The sequence below is a fragment of the Paraburkholderia sp. GAS32 genome (assembly GCF_050434225.1).
GTDB classification, from domain to species: domain Bacteria; phylum Pseudomonadota; class Gammaproteobacteria; order Burkholderiales; family Burkholderiaceae; genus Paraburkholderia; species Paraburkholderia madseniana.
Genome location: NZ_JBNPVS010000025.1, coordinates 122,946 through 140,678 on the forward strand (window position 1 = coordinate 122,946; position 17,733 = coordinate 140,678).

Genomic DNA, 17,733 nt, shown 5'->3' on the forward strand with positions numbered 1-17,733 from the left:
TGGTACGGCGTCTCAGCGTAGATGTGCTTCAGCGTGCCTTAGTGCGCCCTGGCGCGAGAGAGAAAAACAATGCCCGCCGCCGCAATCGCATTGGAGTGTAAAGAGCGCACAAGCTGTTTTCAAGCAGCAAAAAAGCGTCTGTCGCGCAGGGCGGCAGACGCCTCTATGATCAGACCGCAGTCCGGCACCGCAATGTTGCGGCGCATTTACCGCGACACTGAATGTGTATGCGGCTGAAACGTAATCAGGCCTTCTTGTTATATGCGCTGCACCAACCTGTGCTCGCGACCTGCTTGCCCGCGAACATCGGGCAGCCCGCGTAGGGGTCGGTCGGCTTGCCTTGATAGAAGCTGCAGTTGCCGCAGTCCTGGCCCGCTGCGTATTTCGCGAACTTGGCCTTGTCGACTTTGCTCGCGTCGGCCTTGTAGCCGAGCGCTTGTGCGGTCGGGTCGGTCTCGGCGACCTTCGGTGCGTCGGCGAAAGCCTGGCGCGACAGGGCAAACGTGGATGCCACACCAATGCTGGTGATCAAAAACGTACGACGGGAAGATTTCATGGGGACTCACTCCATTTATATTGAACTGATCGCCGTTCTGATGACAGCGGTCCCTAAGGATAGCAATGAAGCTGTCGCGCGTGACGGCCCAAATGATAGAGATAACCGAATTTGCACTCCCCCGCGCGCTCGTTACGCGCTCGGAATGTCCGTTGCTCGCACGACGTGAGCAGCGGGGCGAGAAGCGAGGTGAAAACGCGAGGGTGCGACAATTAAGCGCGCCCACTCAGTTCGCAGACACGCTGAGCGATCGCTAGCGACGCCGTCAATCCAGGCGACTCGATACCGAACAGATTGACCAGCCCGCGCACGCCATGCGCGGCCGGCCCTTGAATCACGAAGTCGGCGGCGGGCTCGCCTGGGCCGGAAAGCTTCGGACGAATCCCCGCATAAGCAGGCTGCAAGGCATCGTCGGGAAGCGCGGGCCAGTACGCGCGAATCGCCGCGTAAAAGGAATCCGCACGATGCGGATCGACGTCGTAATTAATCACATCGACCCATTCGACGTCGGGACCGAAACGCGCCTGGCCGCCGAGATCGATCGTCAGATGCACGCCGAGGCCGGCTTCGTTCGGCATCGGATAGATCAGACGGCTGAACGGCGCGCGCCCCGAGATGCTGAAGTAGTTGCCGCGCGCGAGATAAAGCGGCGGCACATGCCGCGCGTCGAGGCCGCGAATCTTGCGCGCCAGCGCATTCGCGTACAAACCGGCGCTATTGATCACGCAGGCTGCGCTGATCGTGGTCGGCGCGCTGCCGCCCACGTTGATGATGAAGCGGCCGTTGCTCGCTTCGATCGCCTTGACCGGCGCATGGAACGCACACACCGCGCCGTCGCGCTCGGCGTCGCCCTGAATCGCCAGCATCAACTGGTGACTATCGACGATGCCCGTCTGCGGCGAGAACACGGCCTCCACACATTCGAGCGCGGGTTCGAGCGCTTGCGCCTGGTCGCCGTTGATTCGCATCAGGTCGAGCACACCGTTCTCACGGCCCTTCGCCATGATGCTTTCGAGCTGAGGAATCTGATTGCGCGAGGTGGCGACCAGCAGTTTGCCGCAGCGCGAGTGCGGCACGTTGTGCTCGACGCAGTAGTCGTAGAGCATCTCGCGACCGCGCACACAAAGCGCCGCTTTCAACGAGCCGCGCGGATAGTAGATCCCCGCGTGAATCACTTCGCTATTGCGCGAGCTGGTGCCCACGCCAATCGCTTCCGCCGCTTCCAGCACGATCACCTCGCGCCCGCGCGCCGCCAATGCGCGCGCCACGGCAAGACCGACGACACCAGCGCCGATCACTACACATTCGATCTGATCCATGTCCCTTGACGCGGCTAACCTCGCCGCGCGCTGCCTCGTTCACCCGATAATCATGAAGACAGGGTACGGCTATCGAGGACCGCACACCGCTCGCTGTCGAACGCACCTGGCCTTACGCAACCGCTTTACAAAATTGTACGACGCTGCACAGACAGAAATGCCCGCAGGCAGACGACTGCGGGCATTCGGTCTTGAGCAGGGCTTAAACGTATGGGCCGGACAAGACCAGTGTACGCCGTCGACGATTGTCGCGCTCGAATCTTCATGCGCGCGATGGCATCGCCCCGCGTCCTCGGAGCATTGCCGGCTATGGCGACCACCTTGCCGCCGGACGCCCGTCTGGCCGAAGACAGACCGACGCAAACCCTCCGAAATCGCGAAACTAGCAACAATTGCTGCGACATTCATCCTGTTTTAAGTGTCGAACCGCCTGTTTCGTGTCCGCAGAAAGCCGTCCGAAGGCGGCTTTCTGACAAAAACAGAGCAAAAATGCTCAAAAACCGATCGGTTTCCTGCGATTTCCGTAATCCAGACGGATGTCGCCGGCTTCGATCCGATCCCGCCCGTCGATGCGTGCCGCGCCGAAGCCATTCAGAATCGCGCGCCGCATTTCACGCGGCGAGGCCAGCTTCAGCGCATCGAGCGCGGCGTCGCCGAGCGTTTCGGGAAAGCGCAGGCCCCAGTTATGCGCCGAGCGAATCTCGTCGTAGATCGATTGAGCGATACGGCGCGCGCCGTCACGATCCGGCGGCGGAATCTCGTACACGTTCATCCGGTTCAGAATCGGCTCCGGGATCGAGCGCTCGTCGTTCGCGGTCGCGATCCAGATCACATGGCCGGCATTGATCGGAATCTCCGCGAATTCGTCGATGAACGTCTGCGCCGTGTCGTGTTCGAGCAGCGCGTAAAGCGCGCCGAGCGGATCGTATTGCGAATCGCCCGTGGCCTTGTCGATTTCGTCGACGGCAATCACGGGGTTGGCGTAGCTGCCGTTCACGAGCGCGTCGAACACCTTGCCCGGCTTCGCGTTCTTCCATTGCGACGATGCGCCCGACAGAATCCACCCCGCTGTCAGCGAACTCATCGCCACGTATTGGTACGCGGTGCCGAGCATGCGCGCCAATTGCTTGGCAAAGTGCGTCTTGCCGATGCCCGGTTCGCCGAGCAACAGGATCGGCATCAGTTCGAGCCGGTCTTCAGTCTCGAGACACAAGGCGACCTGCTTGCGGATGTCGTCGAGCGGTTCCGCAAAGTTGGGCAGCGCGTCGATCAGATCGTCAATCGACGGCATCCGGTTCGGCTTGACGCAGAAGCGCAGATTGCCGGTTTTCAGCATCTTTTCGTACGTCGCGCGCAGCGCCTCGTTCGCCCCTTCGCTGAGCTCGTTCAGCGCGGTCTCGACCTGATCGAGGTCGTACACCCTGCTGAAAGATGCCACGGCGATTTCCTGTTTGACCATTGCTGTTGTCATCGCACACCCCGTCTGGCTGGTCTTGCTGCTGCGGCGCCTGATGGACACCGTTTCAGGTCCAGTGTAGCGAGGCCATATTCGCGTGCAAGCCAGCAGTCATGCGGGTCTGCTGCTAACAAGGGTGTGTTTCCTGCGACGCCCTGGAGGACGCCCCCTTGGGGATTCACCTCCTCATCGGAAATGGTGTTTTGCTGAACCCGGCCCCGTTTGAAGTGTCAGAAAGGCGTTCAGCCCATCAGGCGTAAGATGGCCTTCTGTCTACTCTGCCGGACGCAGTGACCGGAGAATCCTTCTATGTGGAAAACCAGTATCGCCGCCGTGCTGTTCGGCACTTCGCTGCTTGCGAACGCGCAACAAGGGGCGGCGCAACAGGCCGTGCAATGGCAGTTGCAGGTCATGCGCGACGGCCAGCAGATCGATTCGTTCGACGGCACCACCACCGTCGGCCAGGCGCGCACGGACACGCATCACAAGATGGTCCAGCATAACGTCGGCTGTAAAGACCAGCCTGGCGGCAGCATCGATCTGGCGCGCACGCTGACGATCTCGCCGCTGCAGGCGGATGCGAGCACGGTCACGCTGTCGATCGAAGCCCAGGAAACATTCGAGGAAGACGCCGCACGACAAACCGACACCGGTTGCAAGTTGCCGCCGCAACCGCGTCAGGTGAGCGCAAGCCATCCCGGCCTGAAGCTGCCGCCTGGTCAGTGGGTCAATTGGACGATCGTCGACAAGAATCCGAGCCTGGTTTATCGCGTGCGTGCGAGCCTTGCGAACAGCGCGAACTAGTGCAATGCGAACAATGCGAACTGCACGAACCGAAACGAACAACCGAAGCCCCCAACAGAACACGTGGACAACGCGGCATGCGAAACCCAGAAGAATTGATCCGCGAGAGCGCAGCGCCCAAGGATTTCATTGCGGTCAGCTGGAATCTGCATAAGGGCCGCACACCGCTCGGCTTTCAGGCTTGGCAGGCGATGCAGCGCTGGGTTCAGTCGACCCATGCGGACGCGTATTTTTTACAGGAAGCGATGGCGCGGCGCATGCCCTCGCCGATATTGGCAAGTAGTTTCGGCTCGCCGCTCGGCGATCCGTTGAGCGATGTCTGGCACTGTCAGGCCACCGAGATCGCTCGCGCGGCCGAACTTGAAATCGCGCTTGGGCCAAACGTCTTCAAGCCGTCGTGGCGGCATGGCAATGCGATTCTGTCGCCGCATCCGCTCGATCTCGGCGGACGCTGGGATATCTCCGCGCATCGCTTCGAAAAGCGCGGACTGCTGGTGGCGCGAGCGACCTTCGGCGGTCATTCGGTCACGCTGCTGTGCGCGCATCTCGCGCTCACGCGCTCGGCGCGCTTGCGGCAGATGAACTGGATCGCGCACTGGATCGCGAAGGAAGCGCCGGAAGGTCCGCTGGTGCTGGCCGGCGACTTCAACGACTGGCGCAACGACTCGGTGCCGCTCTTCGCCGAACACGGCTTGCACGAAGTGGCGACGCTGCTCGGCGAATCGGGCCGCACATTTCCGGCCTTCTCGCCAGCGCTCGCGCTCGACAAGATGTTCGTGCGCGGTATGGAGCCGGTCGAATGGATCCAGCCGACGCAGGAAACGGCGTGGCTGTCGGATCATTTGCCGTATATGGCGCGGTTGCGAGTCGAGTGAACTACTTTAAAAGGCGGCCTAGCCGCCTTTAGCCGCCTTTTTCTCTTCCCTGCTGCAAACGTGAAGCCGGCAGGACGACGCTGACCAACGCGCATTAGCCTCTTCGCGGCGTCCAGTTCAGCGCCGCCGCGATCTCCTCGCCGGGCTGCAACACGCAGCCGCCCACCTGCTCGCGCATGCCCATCGCGTTGAAGCAATCGGTCGTGTTGGTCACCGGTTCGACACATAGCTGTGCATCGTTAGCGGGCGCGAATACCACCATATGATCGAAGGGCGCATCGGCGGTCATCGTCAGTTGACGGTGTTCGTCGGGCCATGCAATCGTCGCCTCGCGCGACCAGTTGGCGAAGTTGTTGTCGAGCGCGAACGTGTCCGGCGACATGCCGTGGCGCAACGCCTCGACCGCAGGGTGCGGGCCGAGATGCGTGGGCAGCACGTCGGCGTCGGCATGCCACATGGCTTGCACTTCGGCGTAGACGCGGGTCTGCGCGGTGCGCGGATAGTACGGGTGATGACCCATGCCGAAGGGCATCGGCCGGTCACCGAGATTCTGCGCGGACAGCGTGATACGCAGCGCGCCGCCGATCAACTCGATGCGCTGCCGCGCGCGATAACGGAACGGCCAGTCGCCGGGCTGCCGTGAGTCCGGTTCGTGTTCGAAGTGCAATTCCACGGAGCTCTCCGTGCGCGCCCCCACCTGCCACGGATGCCGCCACGCGTTGCCATGCAGCGCATGCGTAAAGCGCAGGTCGTTGCCGTTCAGATCGACTGTGCCGCCGTCGAACTGGAAACGCGCGTCGCGAATCCGGTTGCAATAGGGAAAGAGCGGAAAGCTCGCCATGCGCAGCGGATCACGTTGATCGAACGCTGCTTGCGTGGCTGGCCGCAGCCAGTGAAGCGGGCCTTCTGGCGTCGACTCATAGTAAGCCGCGAGCGCGCCGCCGACTTCAGGCGCGACCACCACGTGCATGGCGCCAGCCGTCAGCGTGACAAGCGACGGCGCGATCGCGGGGTCGTCGAGCCACGTGAGCCCGGTGAGTTCAGCGACGAATGGCCGGATCGGATTCAAGGAAACGTCGCGCATGGTCAGAAAAGGCGGGGCCTCAGGCGGATGGCGGCATGAACGCCCATCGATGTCTCCTATGACATGCCGCGCACAGCGCGCGGCCGGCGGAACCGTCAGGCTCCGCGCGACCGAGAATCGCACGCCAAAGCGTATCGGTCAATATTATTAGTAATAAATTCACCAAAACTAACCAATTCTTGCCTTACCAAATCTCCCAAATGGCGGGTTAGCGCGCGTTGCCGCGCGCATATTATTAGTGGTACCGTCAGCACCACGAATGCCACCGGCATGCTCCTGCTTTTGCGCCGCTGCAGCGCGGCCCGCACAATGAAAAAATCGACTCAACGCCGCCCGACCATGACCGACATCGCCAAGCTCACCGGCGTGTCGCAATCTACTGTTTCGCTCGTGCTGAACAACGCGACCGGCGCAAAATTCTCTGAGACCACCCGCAACAAGGTGCTGAAGGCCGCGCACGACCTCGGCTACCGGCTGTCGCTGCGCGAACCGGTATCGGTTTCGGACGATGAACGCAACTTGATCGTCTATCTGGCCGACGAGATTTCCACTAGCCCGCATCCGGTCGTCAACGTCGACGGCGCGCGCGATGCGGCCTATGCGAGCGGCAAGATGCTTGCCGTCTACTCGACGCACGGCAACGCCGACATCGAAAAGCAGGTGCTCGACGCGACGCTGTCCAATCCGCACGTATTCGGCGTGATCTACGCGACCGTCTACACCCGCAAGGTCACCTTGCCGGCGGCGCTCTCGCAGGTGCCCACCGTGCTGCTGAACTGCTACACGAGCGAAGGCGGGTTGTCATCGGTGGTGCCAGCCGAGGTCGCGGGTGGCCATCTGGCGACCGACTATCTGCTGCAGTCAGGGCATCGGCGGATCGGCTATATCAACGGTGAGCCGTGGCAGGACGCCTCGAAAGACCGCCTCAAGGGCTATCGCACGGCGCTCGCCACCGCCGACCTGCCGTACGCGCCGGAACTGGTGCGCGACGGCGACTGGAGTTCGGGAGTCGGCTTCGAAATGACGCTCTCCCTGATGCGCGAAGCGCATCCGCCGACCGCCATTTTCTGCGCCAACGACCTGACCGCGCTGGGCGCGATCGAGGCTCTGAAGCAACTCGGCCTGCGTGTGCCCGAAGACGTTTCCGTGCTCGGCTACGACGACCAGGAAATTGCCCGCCACACGCATCCGCCGCTGTCGACCGTGGTGCTGCCGAACTACGAACTGGGACGCTGGGCCGTCGAAACCCTGCTGCAGGAAGAGCACAACCGCGCAGCGGGCGCACCGGTGCGGCATCGCCTCGTCAAACTCGACGGACCGCTCGTCGAACGCGGTTCGGTCAGGGTAATTACCGAGGCAGAAAAGCCAATAATTAATATTATTAGTGATTGACCGATAATAATTCCCGGTGGAATAATCGGCACGTCCGGTCAGGGTGAAACAGCTCGGCCGACAGGAGAAACACTAAAAAGCAAATACACCTCACCAGGTACTGGAGGAAGACAATGGCGTCGCTCAACACGCAGTCGCGCACGCACGCGCGCAAGCAGCAGATTCGTCCGCTGGCAGGTTCACTGCTGGCTCTGGCAATCGGGTTCGGCGTCGCCACTGCGCACGCCGACGACGCGTTGCCGAAGTTGGCCAGCAAGACGCCGCTGAAGGTCGGCTTCGCGCAGACCGAAAGCAACAATCCGTGGCGTCTCGCGGAAACCAAGAGCTTCAAGGACATCGCCGCGAAGTGCGGCTGGCAGGTCGTGATGACCGACGCCAACGGCTCCAACTCCAAGCAGGTCTCTGACATTCAAAGCATGATCGCGCAGCACGTCGATCTGCTGGTGTTCCCGCCGCGCGAAGAAAAACCGCTGGCGCCGGTCGTGCTGCAGGCTAAAAAGGCCGGCATTCCGGTGATCCTGGTGGACCGTGACGTCGACCAGTCGGTGGCCAAGGCGGGCCGCGACTACATCACCTTCATCGGTTCGGACTTCATCGATCAGGGCCATCGCGCCGCTGACTGGCTCGTCAAGGCAACCGGCGGCAAGGCGAAGATCATCGAACTCGAAGGCACGACGGGCGCGTCCGCCGCGAACGACCGCAAGAAGGGCTTCGACGAAATCATCGCGAAGAACCCGGGCATGACGATCATCGCCTCGCAAAGCGGTGACTTCGCGCGCGACAAGGGCCGTCAGGTGATGGAAACGCTGTTGCAGGCGCACCCGGAAGTGACCGCCGTCTACGCGCATAACGACGAAATGGCGCTCGGCGCGATCGCCGCGATCAAGGCCGCCGGCAAGCAGCCGGGCAAGGACATCCAGATCGTCACGATCGACGGCACCAAGGGTGGCATGGACGCGATCGCCGCCGGCGAACTCGGCGCAAGCGTGCAGTCGAGCCCGTTCTTCGGCCCGCTCGCCTGCGACGTCGCCCAACGTTACGCGAAGGGCGAAAAGATCCCGACGTGGGTCAAGGTCTCGGACCGCTTCTACGACAAGAGCAACGTGCAGCAGAGCATGCAGTACGGCTATTGATCGACAGCCGCCGTCGTACACGCGGTTGGGTAGCTTGATGGCAGCGCTTTAGCGGAGTGTCCACGCGCTCCGTACCTCGAAGAAAGCCTCTTCGAGAGCTGTGCCCGCAGGACGTCCCCGCCCCGAATCGATCTCCTTGGGGGGCGGGTGACGGGAAGGGTTCGGAGCGACGCGTTCGTGGCAGCACGGGCCGTCGCTTCGCTTTTATGCGGCGTAACATGGTTCGACGACACCGCCTGCATGGAGCCCGAACGAACGGCCACAGCGGCTCGCACTGCCCAGCGCATGCAGCACGTGAAGCAGGACACGCATCAGGAGGACACCCGTGACGGAATCCGGCACGCAGACACCGCACTCTCCCCTTACCCGTTCGCCGCTGCTGGAGATGCAGGACATCGGCATCAGCTTCGGCGGCGTACCCGCGTTGCGCAGCGCCAATCTGAGCGTGGCAGCCGGCGAAGTGCACGCGCTGATCGGCCAGAACGGCGCCGGCAAATCGACCATGATCAAAATCCTGACCGGCGCCTATCGGCGCGGCTCGGGCAGCGTGCGCTTCGAGGGCCGTGAAGTCGATTTCCGCACGCCGAAGCAGGCGCGTGAAGCCGGCATCAGCACGATCTATCAGGAGATCAACCTGGTGCCGTTCCGCTCGGTTGCGGAGAACATTTTCCTCGGCCGCGAGCCGCGCCGCTTCGGCCTGATCGACTGGCGCGCGGTACAGCAACGCGCCGCCGCCCTGCTCGATTCGTTCGGTTTGCAGATCGATGTGAAGAAACCGGTCGGCCGCTATTCCACCGCGATCCAGCAGATGGTGGCGCTGGCGCGCGCCGTCTCGTCGGATGCGAAGATGGTCATCATGGACGAGTCGACCTCGTCGCTCGATGAACGCGAAGTGGAATTGCTGTTCACGGTGGTGCGCAAACTGCGCGACGACGGCCGCGCGGTGATCTTCGTCTCGCACCGGCTCGACGAACTGTACGCGCTATGCGACCGCGTCACCGTGATGCGCGACGGCCAGACGGTCGCGCAAAGCGCGATGGCGGAGATGGACAAGCTGCAACTCGTCACGACGATGCTCGGCCGCACGCTCGCCGCCGTCGTGCACGAAGACGCCGCTGCGCGTGAAGCCAACCTCGCGCGGCGCGGCAAGCAGGCGATCGCCGCGACGCACCTGAGCGCGCATCCGAAAGTGAGCGACGTGTCACTTGAAGTGCATGCGGGCGAAGCGGTGGGACTCGCGGGCCTGCTCGGCTCGGGCCGGACCGAAACCATGCGCCTGATGTTCGGCGCCGATCCGCTCGAACAAGGCTCATTGTCGATTGGCGGAGAAACGGTGGCATTGAAGTCACCGCAGGACGCGATCGCGCGCGGCCTCGCCTACCTCACCGAGGACCGCAAAGCCGAAGGCATCGTCCCCGAACTCTCGGTGCGCGACAACCTCACGCTCGTCTGCTTGCGCACGCTGGCGAAGAACGGCGTGGTCGACGTGAAGAAACAGCAGGTGATCGTCGACCGTTTCATTGCGTCGCTCGGCATCAAGCTGCGTTCGGCCGATCAGCCGATTCGCGAACTGTCTGGCGGCAATCAGCAGAAGGTCCTGCTTGCGCGTTGGCTCGCTGCCGAACCTTCGCTGCTGTTGCTCGACGAGCCGACGCGCGGCATCGATGTCGGCGCCAAAGCCGACGTGGCGAAGATCGTGCGTGAACTGCGCGATGCGGGCCTCGCTGTGCTGCTGTCCGCCTCCGAACTCGAAGAACTGACGGCGGTGGCCGACCGCGCGGTGGTGATCCGCGATGGCCGCACCGTCGCCGAACTGAACGGCGCCGACATGAGCGAGACCGCAATCATGGACGCCATCGCCTACGGCAGCGAAGGCCAATCGCAACTGGTCGAAGCCGCCCAGACCGCACATATCGAAGACGCGTTGGAGGGCGACCGTCATGGCGCTTAAGTTGCACACCGAGTCGATACACACCCAAACCACGCCGCCTATGCCGGACGCAGCCACATCACGCGCCACGGCCGCATCGACGGTGAAGAAATGGCGGCACCTGGCCATGCAACGCGAAGTGATCGTGTTGCTCGCGATGGTGCTCTTCAACCTGATCTTCACCCCGCACTTCTGGTCGCTGCAAACCTTCAACGTCAACATGACGCAGGTGGTGACGATCGTGATCGTCGGCATCGGCATGACGCTCGTGGTGGCGACGGGCGGCATCGATCTGTCGGTGGGCGCGTCGATGGCAATCTCAGGGGCGCTCGCGCCGATGCTGTTCCTGAATATTCCCGGGCCGGGCGGTATCGCGCTCGCGTTCGTGCTGCCGGTGCTGGCGGCGGCCGCGTGCGGCGTCTTCAACGGCTTGCTGGTGACGAGGCTATCCGTCCAGCCGATTGTCGCGACGCTGGTGCTGTTCATCGCCGGGCGCGGCATCGCCCAGGTCGTCACCGATGGCAGCCTGCAGGCGTTCAACACGCCCGCCTTCCAGTGGATCGCCTTGGGCAAGGTCGCCGGCGTGCCGTTTCAGGTGCTGCTGATGCTCGCGCTGGTCGTGCTGTTCGCGTGGATCGTGCGCAAAACCCTGTTCGGCCAGTACCTGCTGATCACCGGCGGCAACGAAAAGGCCGCCTATCTGTGCGGTGTGCCGACGGCCACCGTCAAGCTGATCGCTTACACGGTGTGCGCCGCGCTCGCGGGACTGGCGGGGCTGATCTCGATCTCGGTGAATTCGTCGTCGGATGCGAACGTGGTGGGACTCGGTGTCGAACTCGACGCGATCGCCGCGGTGGCGGTCGGCGGCACGGCGCTGACGGGCGGCAAGGCGTATATCGGCGGCACGCTGATCGGCGCGCTGATCATCCAGTTGCTGCGCTATACGCTGCTCGCGCACGGCATTCCCGACGCGGCGGCACTGGTGGTGAAGGCCGGCATCATCGTCGCTGCGGTTTATGTGCAACGCCGCTCGCGTTAAAGCGTGCAGGACACTCCGGACTCGATGCGATGAAAAAGAACCTTCCTATCCTCCTTGCACTGGTCACGCTCATCGTGCTCGGCCTCGTGCGCTACGACCATTTCGGCTCGGCCTACAACATCACCTCGTTCTGGCGCTACAACTCGATGTTCGCGCTGATCTCGATCGGCATGGCCTTCGTGATCATCACGGGCGGCATTGATCTGTCGGTCGGCACGGTGGCGGCTCTCGCGAGCGTCGTCGCCGCGTTGACCAGCGCGTACGGCGGCGGGGTCGCGGTCGTGGCCGGCTGCGCGGCCGGCATGGCCGTCGGCGTGCTCAACGGCCTGATCATCACGCGGCTGAAAATCCTGCCCTTCATCGTGACGCTCGCGACCAGCCTCGGCGCGCATGGCGTCGCGCTGCTGCTCGGCAAGAACGATGCGGTGTCGATCGCCGCCGACTCGAACTTCGGCAACTTCGGTCAAGGCGATCTGTTCGGCCTGCCGATCCCGGGGATCGTCGCGGCAGTCGCCGCAATCGCCGGCTGGCTCGCGCTGCGCAGCACGCGCTTCGGGCGGCATTCGCTGGCCATCGGCGGCAGCGAGGAAGCGGCGCGGCTAATGGGCCTGAACGTCGACCGCACGCTGGTGATGGCTTATGCCGTGAGCGGCCTGCTCGCCGGCATGGCAGGCGTGATCCTCGCCGCACAATTCGGCGCCGGTCAGCCGAACGAAGGCGTTGGCTGGGAGCTGTTCGCGATCTCCGCGGTGGTGCTCGGGGGCACCTTGCTTACCGGTGGGGAAGGCTCGATTGCGATGACGATCGCCGGCGTGCTGTTGCTCGGGTTGGTGTTCAATCTGCTGAATTTCGAAAACGGGCTGGGATTCATCAGCTTGTCGGCGTACTGGCAATCGGTGATTCGCGGGGTGTTCCTGCTGCTGGTGATCGTGCTGCAGGCAAGAGTGCTGAAGCAGCGCGGCAAGAAGCGCGTGGCGGCTCCGGCGTAATCAAAACAGGAAACGCTGGAATCCTTATTTAACGGTGGATTCCGGCTGTTCGCCCGAGCGCCAATCAACCTTTGTGTACCAACCTGGCAAGGCCATGCAGCGCGAACAGAAGTGAGCGCGCTCGCCCTGCGCATCTCGCCTTTACGGCCCGATTTCCTCACCTTTCGCACTGATCTCCCGCCCTTTTGCCAGTTTTATCAGCAGGGTCAATGCTGCGGTGCACGGCGGGTTTCGGTATCATCCTGAAAATGTTGCCCGCGCGGGGCGCCTATCCGGCGCATGCCGGACAGCCGATGGCAGCCGCCCTGCGCGGTTTTCGCCCATCGCCGTACCCTTGCTGAAGCGCGGCTGCAGCCACGCCAACGTACTTCGCGGCGCCGATCGTCACAACCGCCGGCGCCGACGCTTCCAGGTCCGGTAGCCCGCTTCACCACGCTCAACCGCCGCGCCAAAGCCCTCGGGCAGCGGGCGCGGTAAAATAGCGGATTGCGCGTGATTCCCGATCTCGGGTTAGCGCAGCATCGCCCTTGCCGTGCCGGCCGGCTAAAACGACTGGCCGCCTTTGTTTTCGCACTATCCAAGAAGCCATGAGCAACCTGAATTCACAAACAGTCCTGAGCGTCCATCACTGGACCGATACGCTTTTCAGCTTCACCTGCACGCGCGATCCGTCGTTCCGTTTCGAAAACGGCCAGTTCACGATGGTGGGCCTCGAAGTCGACGGCAAGCCGCTGATCCGCGCCTATAGCCTTGCGAGTGCGAACTACGAAGAGCACCTCGAATTCCTGAGCATCAAGGTGCAGGACGGCCCGCTCACGTCGCGTTTGCAACATTTGAAGGTCGGCGACGAAGTCCTGATCGGCAAGAAGCCGGTCGGCACGCTGATGGCCGACAACCTGCTGCCGGGCAAAACGCTGTGGCTGCTGTCCACCGGCACGGGTCTCGCCCCGTTCATGTCGATCATTAAAGATCCGGACATTTACGAGCGCTACGAGCGCGTGGTCCTGACGCACACCTGCCGTTTCGTCGACGAGCTGGCGTACAAGGAATACATCACGGATCACCTGCCGGCGCACGAACATCTGGGCGAGCTGGTGCAGGAAAAGCTGCTGTACTACCCGACGGTGACGCGCGAAGCGTTCCAGAACCGCGGCCGCATCACCGAACTGATCGAAACCGAAAAGCTGTTCGCCGACCTCGGCGTGCCGGGCTTCTCGCTCGCAGACGACCGTGTGATGCTGTGCGGCAGCCCGCACATGCTGCGCGACACGCGCAAGCTGCTTGACGACTTGGGCTTCCAGGAAGGCAGCAACAACGCGCCGGGTCACTACGTGGTCGAAAAAGCGTTCGTGGGCTAAGCGGACGCTCAGATTGAGCGGCCCACGCCGCGGAATCACCAGAAAGGAGCCTTCGGGCTCCTTTTTTGTTGCGCAGTTACAAATCGACGCCACCGCCCTGACATTTGACGTCAGCATTATTCCTACATTGCGTGCGTTGCAAAACATCAACCGTTGTGTGAAATGTACGCGCTAACCCTTGGTGCACCTGCATTTTTTCTTTTTTATGAGATATCATCGCGGCGCATGATCGGTCGCTTTAAACGTCGGCCGTAGTACGATCATCATGTTACTGAATGTAAATTTCGTTACGATGCGCCGTAGCGATTTGTCCGTCGCGGACGACGCGAAAGGACGTCACTGGAGGCCAGAGACTCGCATGCGTTCTTTCGTCTTCGCGCCGCCGATGCGCACCCGCTTCGCCGTTTGCACTGCTTCCTGAGAGGGAAAGTCATGGATACGTCGACCGTCGTCCCGTTTAGCGCCCACATTCCGCCTTCACTTGCACACGCCGCGCCGCCCTCCGCTGCTGAGCGCGAACTCGCGCAACTGCGCGCCCGCGTGCGCCAACTGTCGGCTGAGCTCGTTCAGGCGCAGGAGGCTGCCTGCCGCCATGTGGCGCGCGAATTGCATGACGGCGTCGGCGCCGAGCTGACCGCGACGCGTTTCGCCCTTGCCGGCGTCGAAACCTGGCTGCCCGCCGATGCGCCGCCGCAGTGCGCCGCCGCGCTCGCCGTTGCGAATCGTTCGCTCGACGCCGTGTGCACCGCCAGCCGCCAGGCCGTCGCGGAACTGCATGCGCCGTCGCTCGAAGCGGGCATTGTCGGCGCGCTGGCGCAATGGACTGGCGACTTCGCAGCGCGCACGAACCTGCGCACGAGTTTCGTCTGTGCCGCCGACGTGCGGCTCACGCGCCTGCCCACCGACGCGGCGCTGGCCATATTCCGGGTCGCCCAGGAAGCACTGAACAATATTGCCAAGCACGCGCGCGCCGAATCCGCCGACCTGCGGATCGAGACCGGCCGCCGCCACCTGACCTTGATCGTCAGCGACGACGGCATCGGCTTGACGCGCACCGCCCGCAGCCGTCGAGGCAATTTCGGCCTGAGCGGCATGCAGGCGCGCTGCGCCGCCTTCGACGGCACGTTACGGATCAGCGCCCGCCGGATCGGCTCAGGCCGCGGCGACAGCGGCACCGCGTCGCGCGGCACGCTCGTGCAGGCACGCTTTGCGTGGGATGCGATGCTGGCGAGCGCACCGGGCGCCGAGCGTCGCGCGCTGCAATCGTGAGCACGCCATCATGAGCCTGCGCATCCTGCTGGCCGACGACCATGCGGTGGTTCGCCAAGGCGTCCGCCAGTTGCTGCTCGACCGCGGCGTGGCGCGCGAAGTCACCGAGGCGCAAAGCGGCGCCGAAGCGCTCGACGCCGTTGCCCAACACAGCTACGACGTGGTGCTGCTCGACATTTCGCTGCCGGACATGAATGGCGTCGAAGTGCTCAAGCGTTTGAAACGCAAAGCGCCGCGCGTGGCCGTACTGATGTTCTCGATGTACCGCGAGGACCAGTACGCCGTACGCGCGCTGAAGGCCGGCGCCGCCGGCTACCTGTCGAAGACGGTCGACGCCGCGCAGATGATCGGCGCAATCCAGCAGGTCGCGGCGGGCCGCAAATACGTCAGCCCGGCCATGGCCGAAGCGCTGGCGGACTACGTCTCCTTCGACGGCGAACAATTGCCGCACGAAAAGCTCTCGGATCGCGAATACCAGACGCTATGCATGCTCGCGTCCGGCAAGCGGCTGACGGATATCGCCATGGCGTTATCGCTGTCGGTGAAGACGGTCAGCGTGTACCGCACCCGGCTGCTCGAAAAGATGAAGCTGCGCAATAACGCCGAGCTGACCTTCTATGTGATGAGCAACCGTCTCGTCGACTTGAATCCGGCGATGGCCGGTTGAAGCTTTCTTCCCCAGATCACTAAATAGCGCCCGATCAGCGCGGGCGCGATTCCGCCCGACCGGGCACGCAACGCGCGAAAACCTTTCCACCGCGCGCCATGCCCAGACAAACGTCACGCCAAAATCGCTTTCACCAGGCATTTTCCGCCTCCTCTTCAGACGCTAAAAACACCGTCCCAAAATGGTGCAGAGGCGCTCATCCGTTAAAATCGCGGGTTTCCCCTGACATTCGGCGCGCAAGATGCGTGCACTACTGGAGACCCACCGCCAATGTCCCTGTTCCGCAAGAAGAGCGTCGAGCACATGATCGCCGCGAGCGCTCAGAACGCCGGCCTGAAGAAAGCGCTTGGCGCGCTCGATCTGACTTTCCTCGGCGTCGGCGCCATTATCGGCACTGGCATTTTCGTGCTGACCGGCACGGGCGCGGTTCAGGCCGGCCCGGCGCTGATGGTGTCGTTCCTGATCGCGGCGATTGCCTGCGGGTTCGCCGCGCTCGCCTATGCCGAGTTCGCTTCGACGATTCCGGTTGCGGGGTCCATCTACACGTATTCGTACGCGACGCTCGGCGAGCTGGCCGCGTGGATCATCGGCTGGGACTTGATGCTCGAGTACGGGCTGGCAACGTCGGCGGTATCGGTCGGCTGGTCGGGCTATCTGCAATCGTTGCTGTCGGGCTTCGGCGTGAGCTTGCCGGTTGCGCTGACGGCGGCGCCCGGCGCCTTGCCCGGGCACGAGACATGGTTCAACCTGCCCGCTTTCCTCGTGATGATGGCGATCACGGCGCTGTTGTCGCTTGGCGTGCGTGAATCCGCGCGAATCAACAACATCATGGTGGCGATCAAGGTGATCGTGGTGCTGCTGGTGATCGGCGTGGGTGTTTTCCACGTGACGCCGGCGAACTGGCATCCGTTCATGCCGAACGGCTGGAACGGCGTGTTCGGCGCGGCGGCGGTGATGTTCTTCGCGTTCATCGGGTTCGATTCGGTGTCTTCCGCGGCGGAGGAAGTGAAGGATCCGAAGCGCGATTTGCCGATTGGGATCATTGCGTCGCTGGGTGTGTGCGCGGTGCTCTACGTCGCGGTGGCGGCTGTGGTCACCGGCATCGTGCCGTCGGCGCAGTTCGCGAACATTTCGCATCCGGTGTCTTACGCGTTGCAGGTGGCGGGTCAGAAGTGGGTGGCGGGCTTTATCGACCTTGGTGCGGTGCTGGGCATGCTGACGGTGATTCTGGTGATGGCTTATGGCCAGACGCGCGTGATTTTCGCGATGTCGCGGGATGGGTTGTTGCCTGCACGGCTTTCCCGGGTGCATCCGAAGTTTGCTACGCCGTTCTTTACGACGTGGCTCGTGGGGATTTTCTTCGGGCTGATTGGCGCGCTGGTGCCGTTGAATGTGCTGGCTGAGCTGATCAATATCGGCACGTTGGCCGCGTTTTCGATGGTGTCGATTGCGGTGCTGGTTTTGCGGAAGACGCATCCTGAGTTGCCGCGGGCGTTCCGGTGTCCTGGTGTGCCGGTGGTGCCGGTGTTGGCTGTCGCCTCGTGTTTGTTTTTGATGGTCAATCTCCAGGCTGTTACCTGGGTGGCGTTTGTGGTTTGGTTGCTGATTGGGATGGTTATTTATTTTGGTTACTCTCGCCGGCATTCCAAGTTGGCGAAATAAGGGTTTGGGTTTTGCCTGCTCGGCGCTTTTGTCAGTGTTCTTGGGGCTTTGGCCTTTCCTTGATCTGGCTTTGGTGCCTTTCCTTGCATTGTTAGTGGTCTATTCGCGTTGCCCCTGTGCGGGGCGGCACCTACTTCTCTTTGCCGGCTGTGTATAGACCGGAGACATAGCTGACAGACGTGCGGGGACATGGTTGACAC

The 17,733-nt window shown here is 62.9% G+C and carries 15 protein-coding genes; 11 read left to right on the plus strand and 4 right to left on the minus strand.

Features of this window, described 5'->3' with window-relative positions:
• Window positions 1-244: 244 nt before the first annotated feature.
• The 3 genes from P3T25_RS27615 to P3T25_RS27625 all read right to left on the minus strand — a co-directional run bounded on the left by P3T25_RS27615 (window position 245) and on the right by P3T25_RS27625 (window position 3,346).
• On the minus strand, window positions 245-556 hold the full coding sequence (locus P3T25_RS27615; protein WP_154558896.1) for a high-potential iron-sulfur protein: 312 nt from the start codon (window positions 554-556) through the stop codon (window positions 245-247).
• A 212-nt stretch (window positions 557-768) separates the two neighbouring features.
• Window positions 769-1,875: an NAD(P)/FAD-dependent oxidoreductase gene (locus tag P3T25_RS27620; RefSeq protein WP_154558897.1), complete on the minus strand. Its 1,107-nt coding sequence runs from the start codon at window positions 1,873-1,875 to the stop codon at window positions 769-771.
• 493 nt (window positions 1,876-2,368) lie between these two features.
• A complete protein-coding gene (locus P3T25_RS27625) occupies window positions 2,369-3,346 on the minus strand; it encodes an AAA family ATPase (RefSeq protein WP_408516120.1) in 978 nt (325 codons plus the stop codon).
• A gap of 294 nt (window positions 3,347-3,640) precedes the next feature.
• Between P3T25_RS27625 and P3T25_RS27630 the strand changes: the two genes are divergently transcribed.
• Complete coding sequence (locus tag P3T25_RS27630) at window positions 3,641-4,135, plus strand: hypothetical protein (RefSeq protein WP_429359856.1); 495 nt, start codon at window positions 3,641-3,643, stop codon at window positions 4,133-4,135.
• Window positions 4,136-4,212: 77 nt separating this feature from the next.
• Window positions 4,213-5,010 carry an endonuclease/exonuclease/phosphatase family protein gene (locus P3T25_RS27635; RefSeq protein ID WP_429359858.1) on the plus strand — a complete coding sequence of 266 codons (798 nt, stop codon included), beginning with the start codon at window positions 4,213-4,215 and terminating at the stop codon, window positions 5,008-5,010.
• A 94-nt stretch (window positions 5,011-5,104) separates the two neighbouring features.
• Here P3T25_RS27635 and P3T25_RS27640 read toward each other — a convergent pair whose 3' ends face one another.
• Window positions 5,105-6,094: an aldose 1-epimerase gene (locus P3T25_RS27640; RefSeq protein WP_429359860.1), complete on the minus strand. Its 990-nt coding sequence runs from the start codon at window positions 6,092-6,094 to the stop codon at window positions 5,105-5,107.
• 339 nt (window positions 6,095-6,433) lie between these two features.
• Between P3T25_RS27640 and P3T25_RS27645 the strand changes: the two genes are divergently transcribed.
• The 9 genes from P3T25_RS27645 (at window position 6,434) to P3T25_RS27685 (ending at window position 17,533) form a co-directional block, all read left to right on the plus strand.
• A complete protein-coding gene (locus P3T25_RS27645; RefSeq protein WP_171925191.1) occupies window positions 6,434-7,486 on the plus strand; it encodes a LacI family DNA-binding transcriptional regulator in 1,053 nt (350 codons plus the stop codon).
• A 113-nt stretch (window positions 7,487-7,599) separates the two neighbouring features.
• Window positions 7,600-8,619 carry an ABC transporter substrate-binding protein gene (locus tag P3T25_RS27650; protein WP_171925054.1) on the plus strand — a complete coding sequence of 340 codons (1,020 nt, stop codon included), beginning with the start codon at window positions 7,600-7,602 and terminating at the stop codon, window positions 8,617-8,619.
• Between the two features lie 385 nt (window positions 8,620-9,004).
• A complete protein-coding gene (locus P3T25_RS27655; RefSeq protein WP_154558918.1) occupies window positions 9,005-10,570 on the plus strand; it encodes a sugar ABC transporter ATP-binding protein in 1,566 nt (521 codons plus the stop codon).
• 40 nt (window positions 10,571-10,610) lie between these two features.
• Window positions 10,611-11,588 (plus strand): ABC transporter permease, encoded by a 978-nt coding sequence (locus P3T25_RS27660; protein ID WP_154558917.1) that lies wholly within the window; start codon window positions 10,611-10,613, stop codon window positions 11,586-11,588.
• Between the two features lie 29 nt (window positions 11,589-11,617).
• Window positions 11,618-12,577, plus strand: a complete 960-nt coding sequence (locus P3T25_RS27665) for an ABC transporter permease (protein WP_154558903.1) — start codon at window positions 11,618-11,620, stop codon at window positions 12,575-12,577.
• 587 nt (window positions 12,578-13,164) lie between these two features.
• Complete coding sequence (locus tag P3T25_RS27670; protein WP_154558904.1) at window positions 13,165-13,935, plus strand: ferredoxin--NADP reductase; 771 nt, start codon at window positions 13,165-13,167, stop codon at window positions 13,933-13,935.
• 432 nt (window positions 13,936-14,367) lie between these two features.
• Window positions 14,368-15,204 carry a sensor histidine kinase gene (locus P3T25_RS27675; RefSeq protein WP_429359863.1) on the plus strand — a complete coding sequence of 279 codons (837 nt, stop codon included), beginning with the start codon at window positions 14,368-14,370 and terminating at the stop codon, window positions 15,202-15,204.
• 10 nt (window positions 15,205-15,214) lie between these two features.
• On the plus strand, window positions 15,215-15,871 hold the full coding sequence (gene rqpR, locus P3T25_RS27680; RefSeq protein WP_154558906.1) for a response regulator transcription factor RqpR: 657 nt from the start codon (window positions 15,215-15,217) through the stop codon (window positions 15,869-15,871).
• A gap of 270 nt (window positions 15,872-16,141) precedes the next feature.
• Window positions 16,142-17,533, plus strand: coding sequence for an amino acid permease (locus tag P3T25_RS27685; RefSeq protein WP_171925052.1), 1,392 nt, complete (start codon window positions 16,142-16,144; stop codon window positions 17,531-17,533).
• Window positions 17,534-17,733 lie beyond the last annotated feature (200 nt).

What these genes read in the sequence shown, in the direction of transcription:
- P3T25_RS27615 (WP_154558896.1), bottom strand. Translation starts at nt 556, where the DNA reads ATGAAATCTTCCCGTCGTACGTTTTTGATCACCAGCATTGGTGTGGCA.
- P3T25_RS27620 (WP_154558897.1), bottom strand. Translation starts at nt 1,875, where the DNA reads ATGGATCAGATCGAATGTGTAGTGATCGGCGCTGGTGTCGTCGGTCTT.
- P3T25_RS27625 (WP_408516120.1), bottom strand. Translation starts at nt 3,346, where the DNA reads ATGACAACAGCAATGGTCAAACAGGAAATCGCCGTGGCATCTTTCAGC.
- P3T25_RS27630 (WP_429359856.1), top strand. Translation starts at nt 3,641, where the DNA reads ATGTGGAAAACCAGTATCGCCGCCGTGCTGTTCGGCACTTCGCTGCTT.
- P3T25_RS27635 (WP_429359858.1), top strand. Translation starts at nt 4,213, where the DNA reads ATGCGAAACCCAGAAGAATTGATCCGCGAGAGCGCAGCGCCCAAGGAT.
- P3T25_RS27640 (WP_429359860.1), bottom strand. Translation starts at nt 6,094, where the DNA reads ATGCGCGACGTTTCCTTGAATCCGATCCGGCCATTCGTCGCTGAACTC.
- P3T25_RS27645 (WP_171925191.1), top strand. Translation starts at nt 6,434, where the DNA reads ATGACCGACATCGCCAAGCTCACCGGCGTGTCGCAATCTACTGTTTCG.
- P3T25_RS27650 (WP_171925054.1), top strand. Translation starts at nt 7,600, where the DNA reads ATGGCGTCGCTCAACACGCAGTCGCGCACGCACGCGCGCAAGCAGCAG.
- P3T25_RS27655 (WP_154558918.1), top strand. Translation starts at nt 9,005, where the DNA reads ATGCAGGACATCGGCATCAGCTTCGGCGGCGTACCCGCGTTGCGCAGC.
- P3T25_RS27660 (WP_154558917.1), top strand. Translation starts at nt 10,611, where the DNA reads ATGCCGGACGCAGCCACATCACGCGCCACGGCCGCATCGACGGTGAAG.
- P3T25_RS27665 (WP_154558903.1), top strand. Translation starts at nt 11,618, where the DNA reads ATGAAAAAGAACCTTCCTATCCTCCTTGCACTGGTCACGCTCATCGTG.
- P3T25_RS27670 (WP_154558904.1), top strand. Translation starts at nt 13,165, where the DNA reads ATGAGCAACCTGAATTCACAAACAGTCCTGAGCGTCCATCACTGGACC.
- P3T25_RS27675 (WP_429359863.1), top strand. Translation starts at nt 14,368, where the DNA reads ATGGATACGTCGACCGTCGTCCCGTTTAGCGCCCACATTCCGCCTTCA.
- rqpR (WP_154558906.1), top strand. Translation starts at nt 15,215, where the DNA reads ATGAGCCTGCGCATCCTGCTGGCCGACGACCATGCGGTGGTTCGCCAA.
- P3T25_RS27685 (WP_171925052.1), top strand. Translation starts at nt 16,142, where the DNA reads ATGTCCCTGTTCCGCAAGAAGAGCGTCGAGCACATGATCGCCGCGAGC.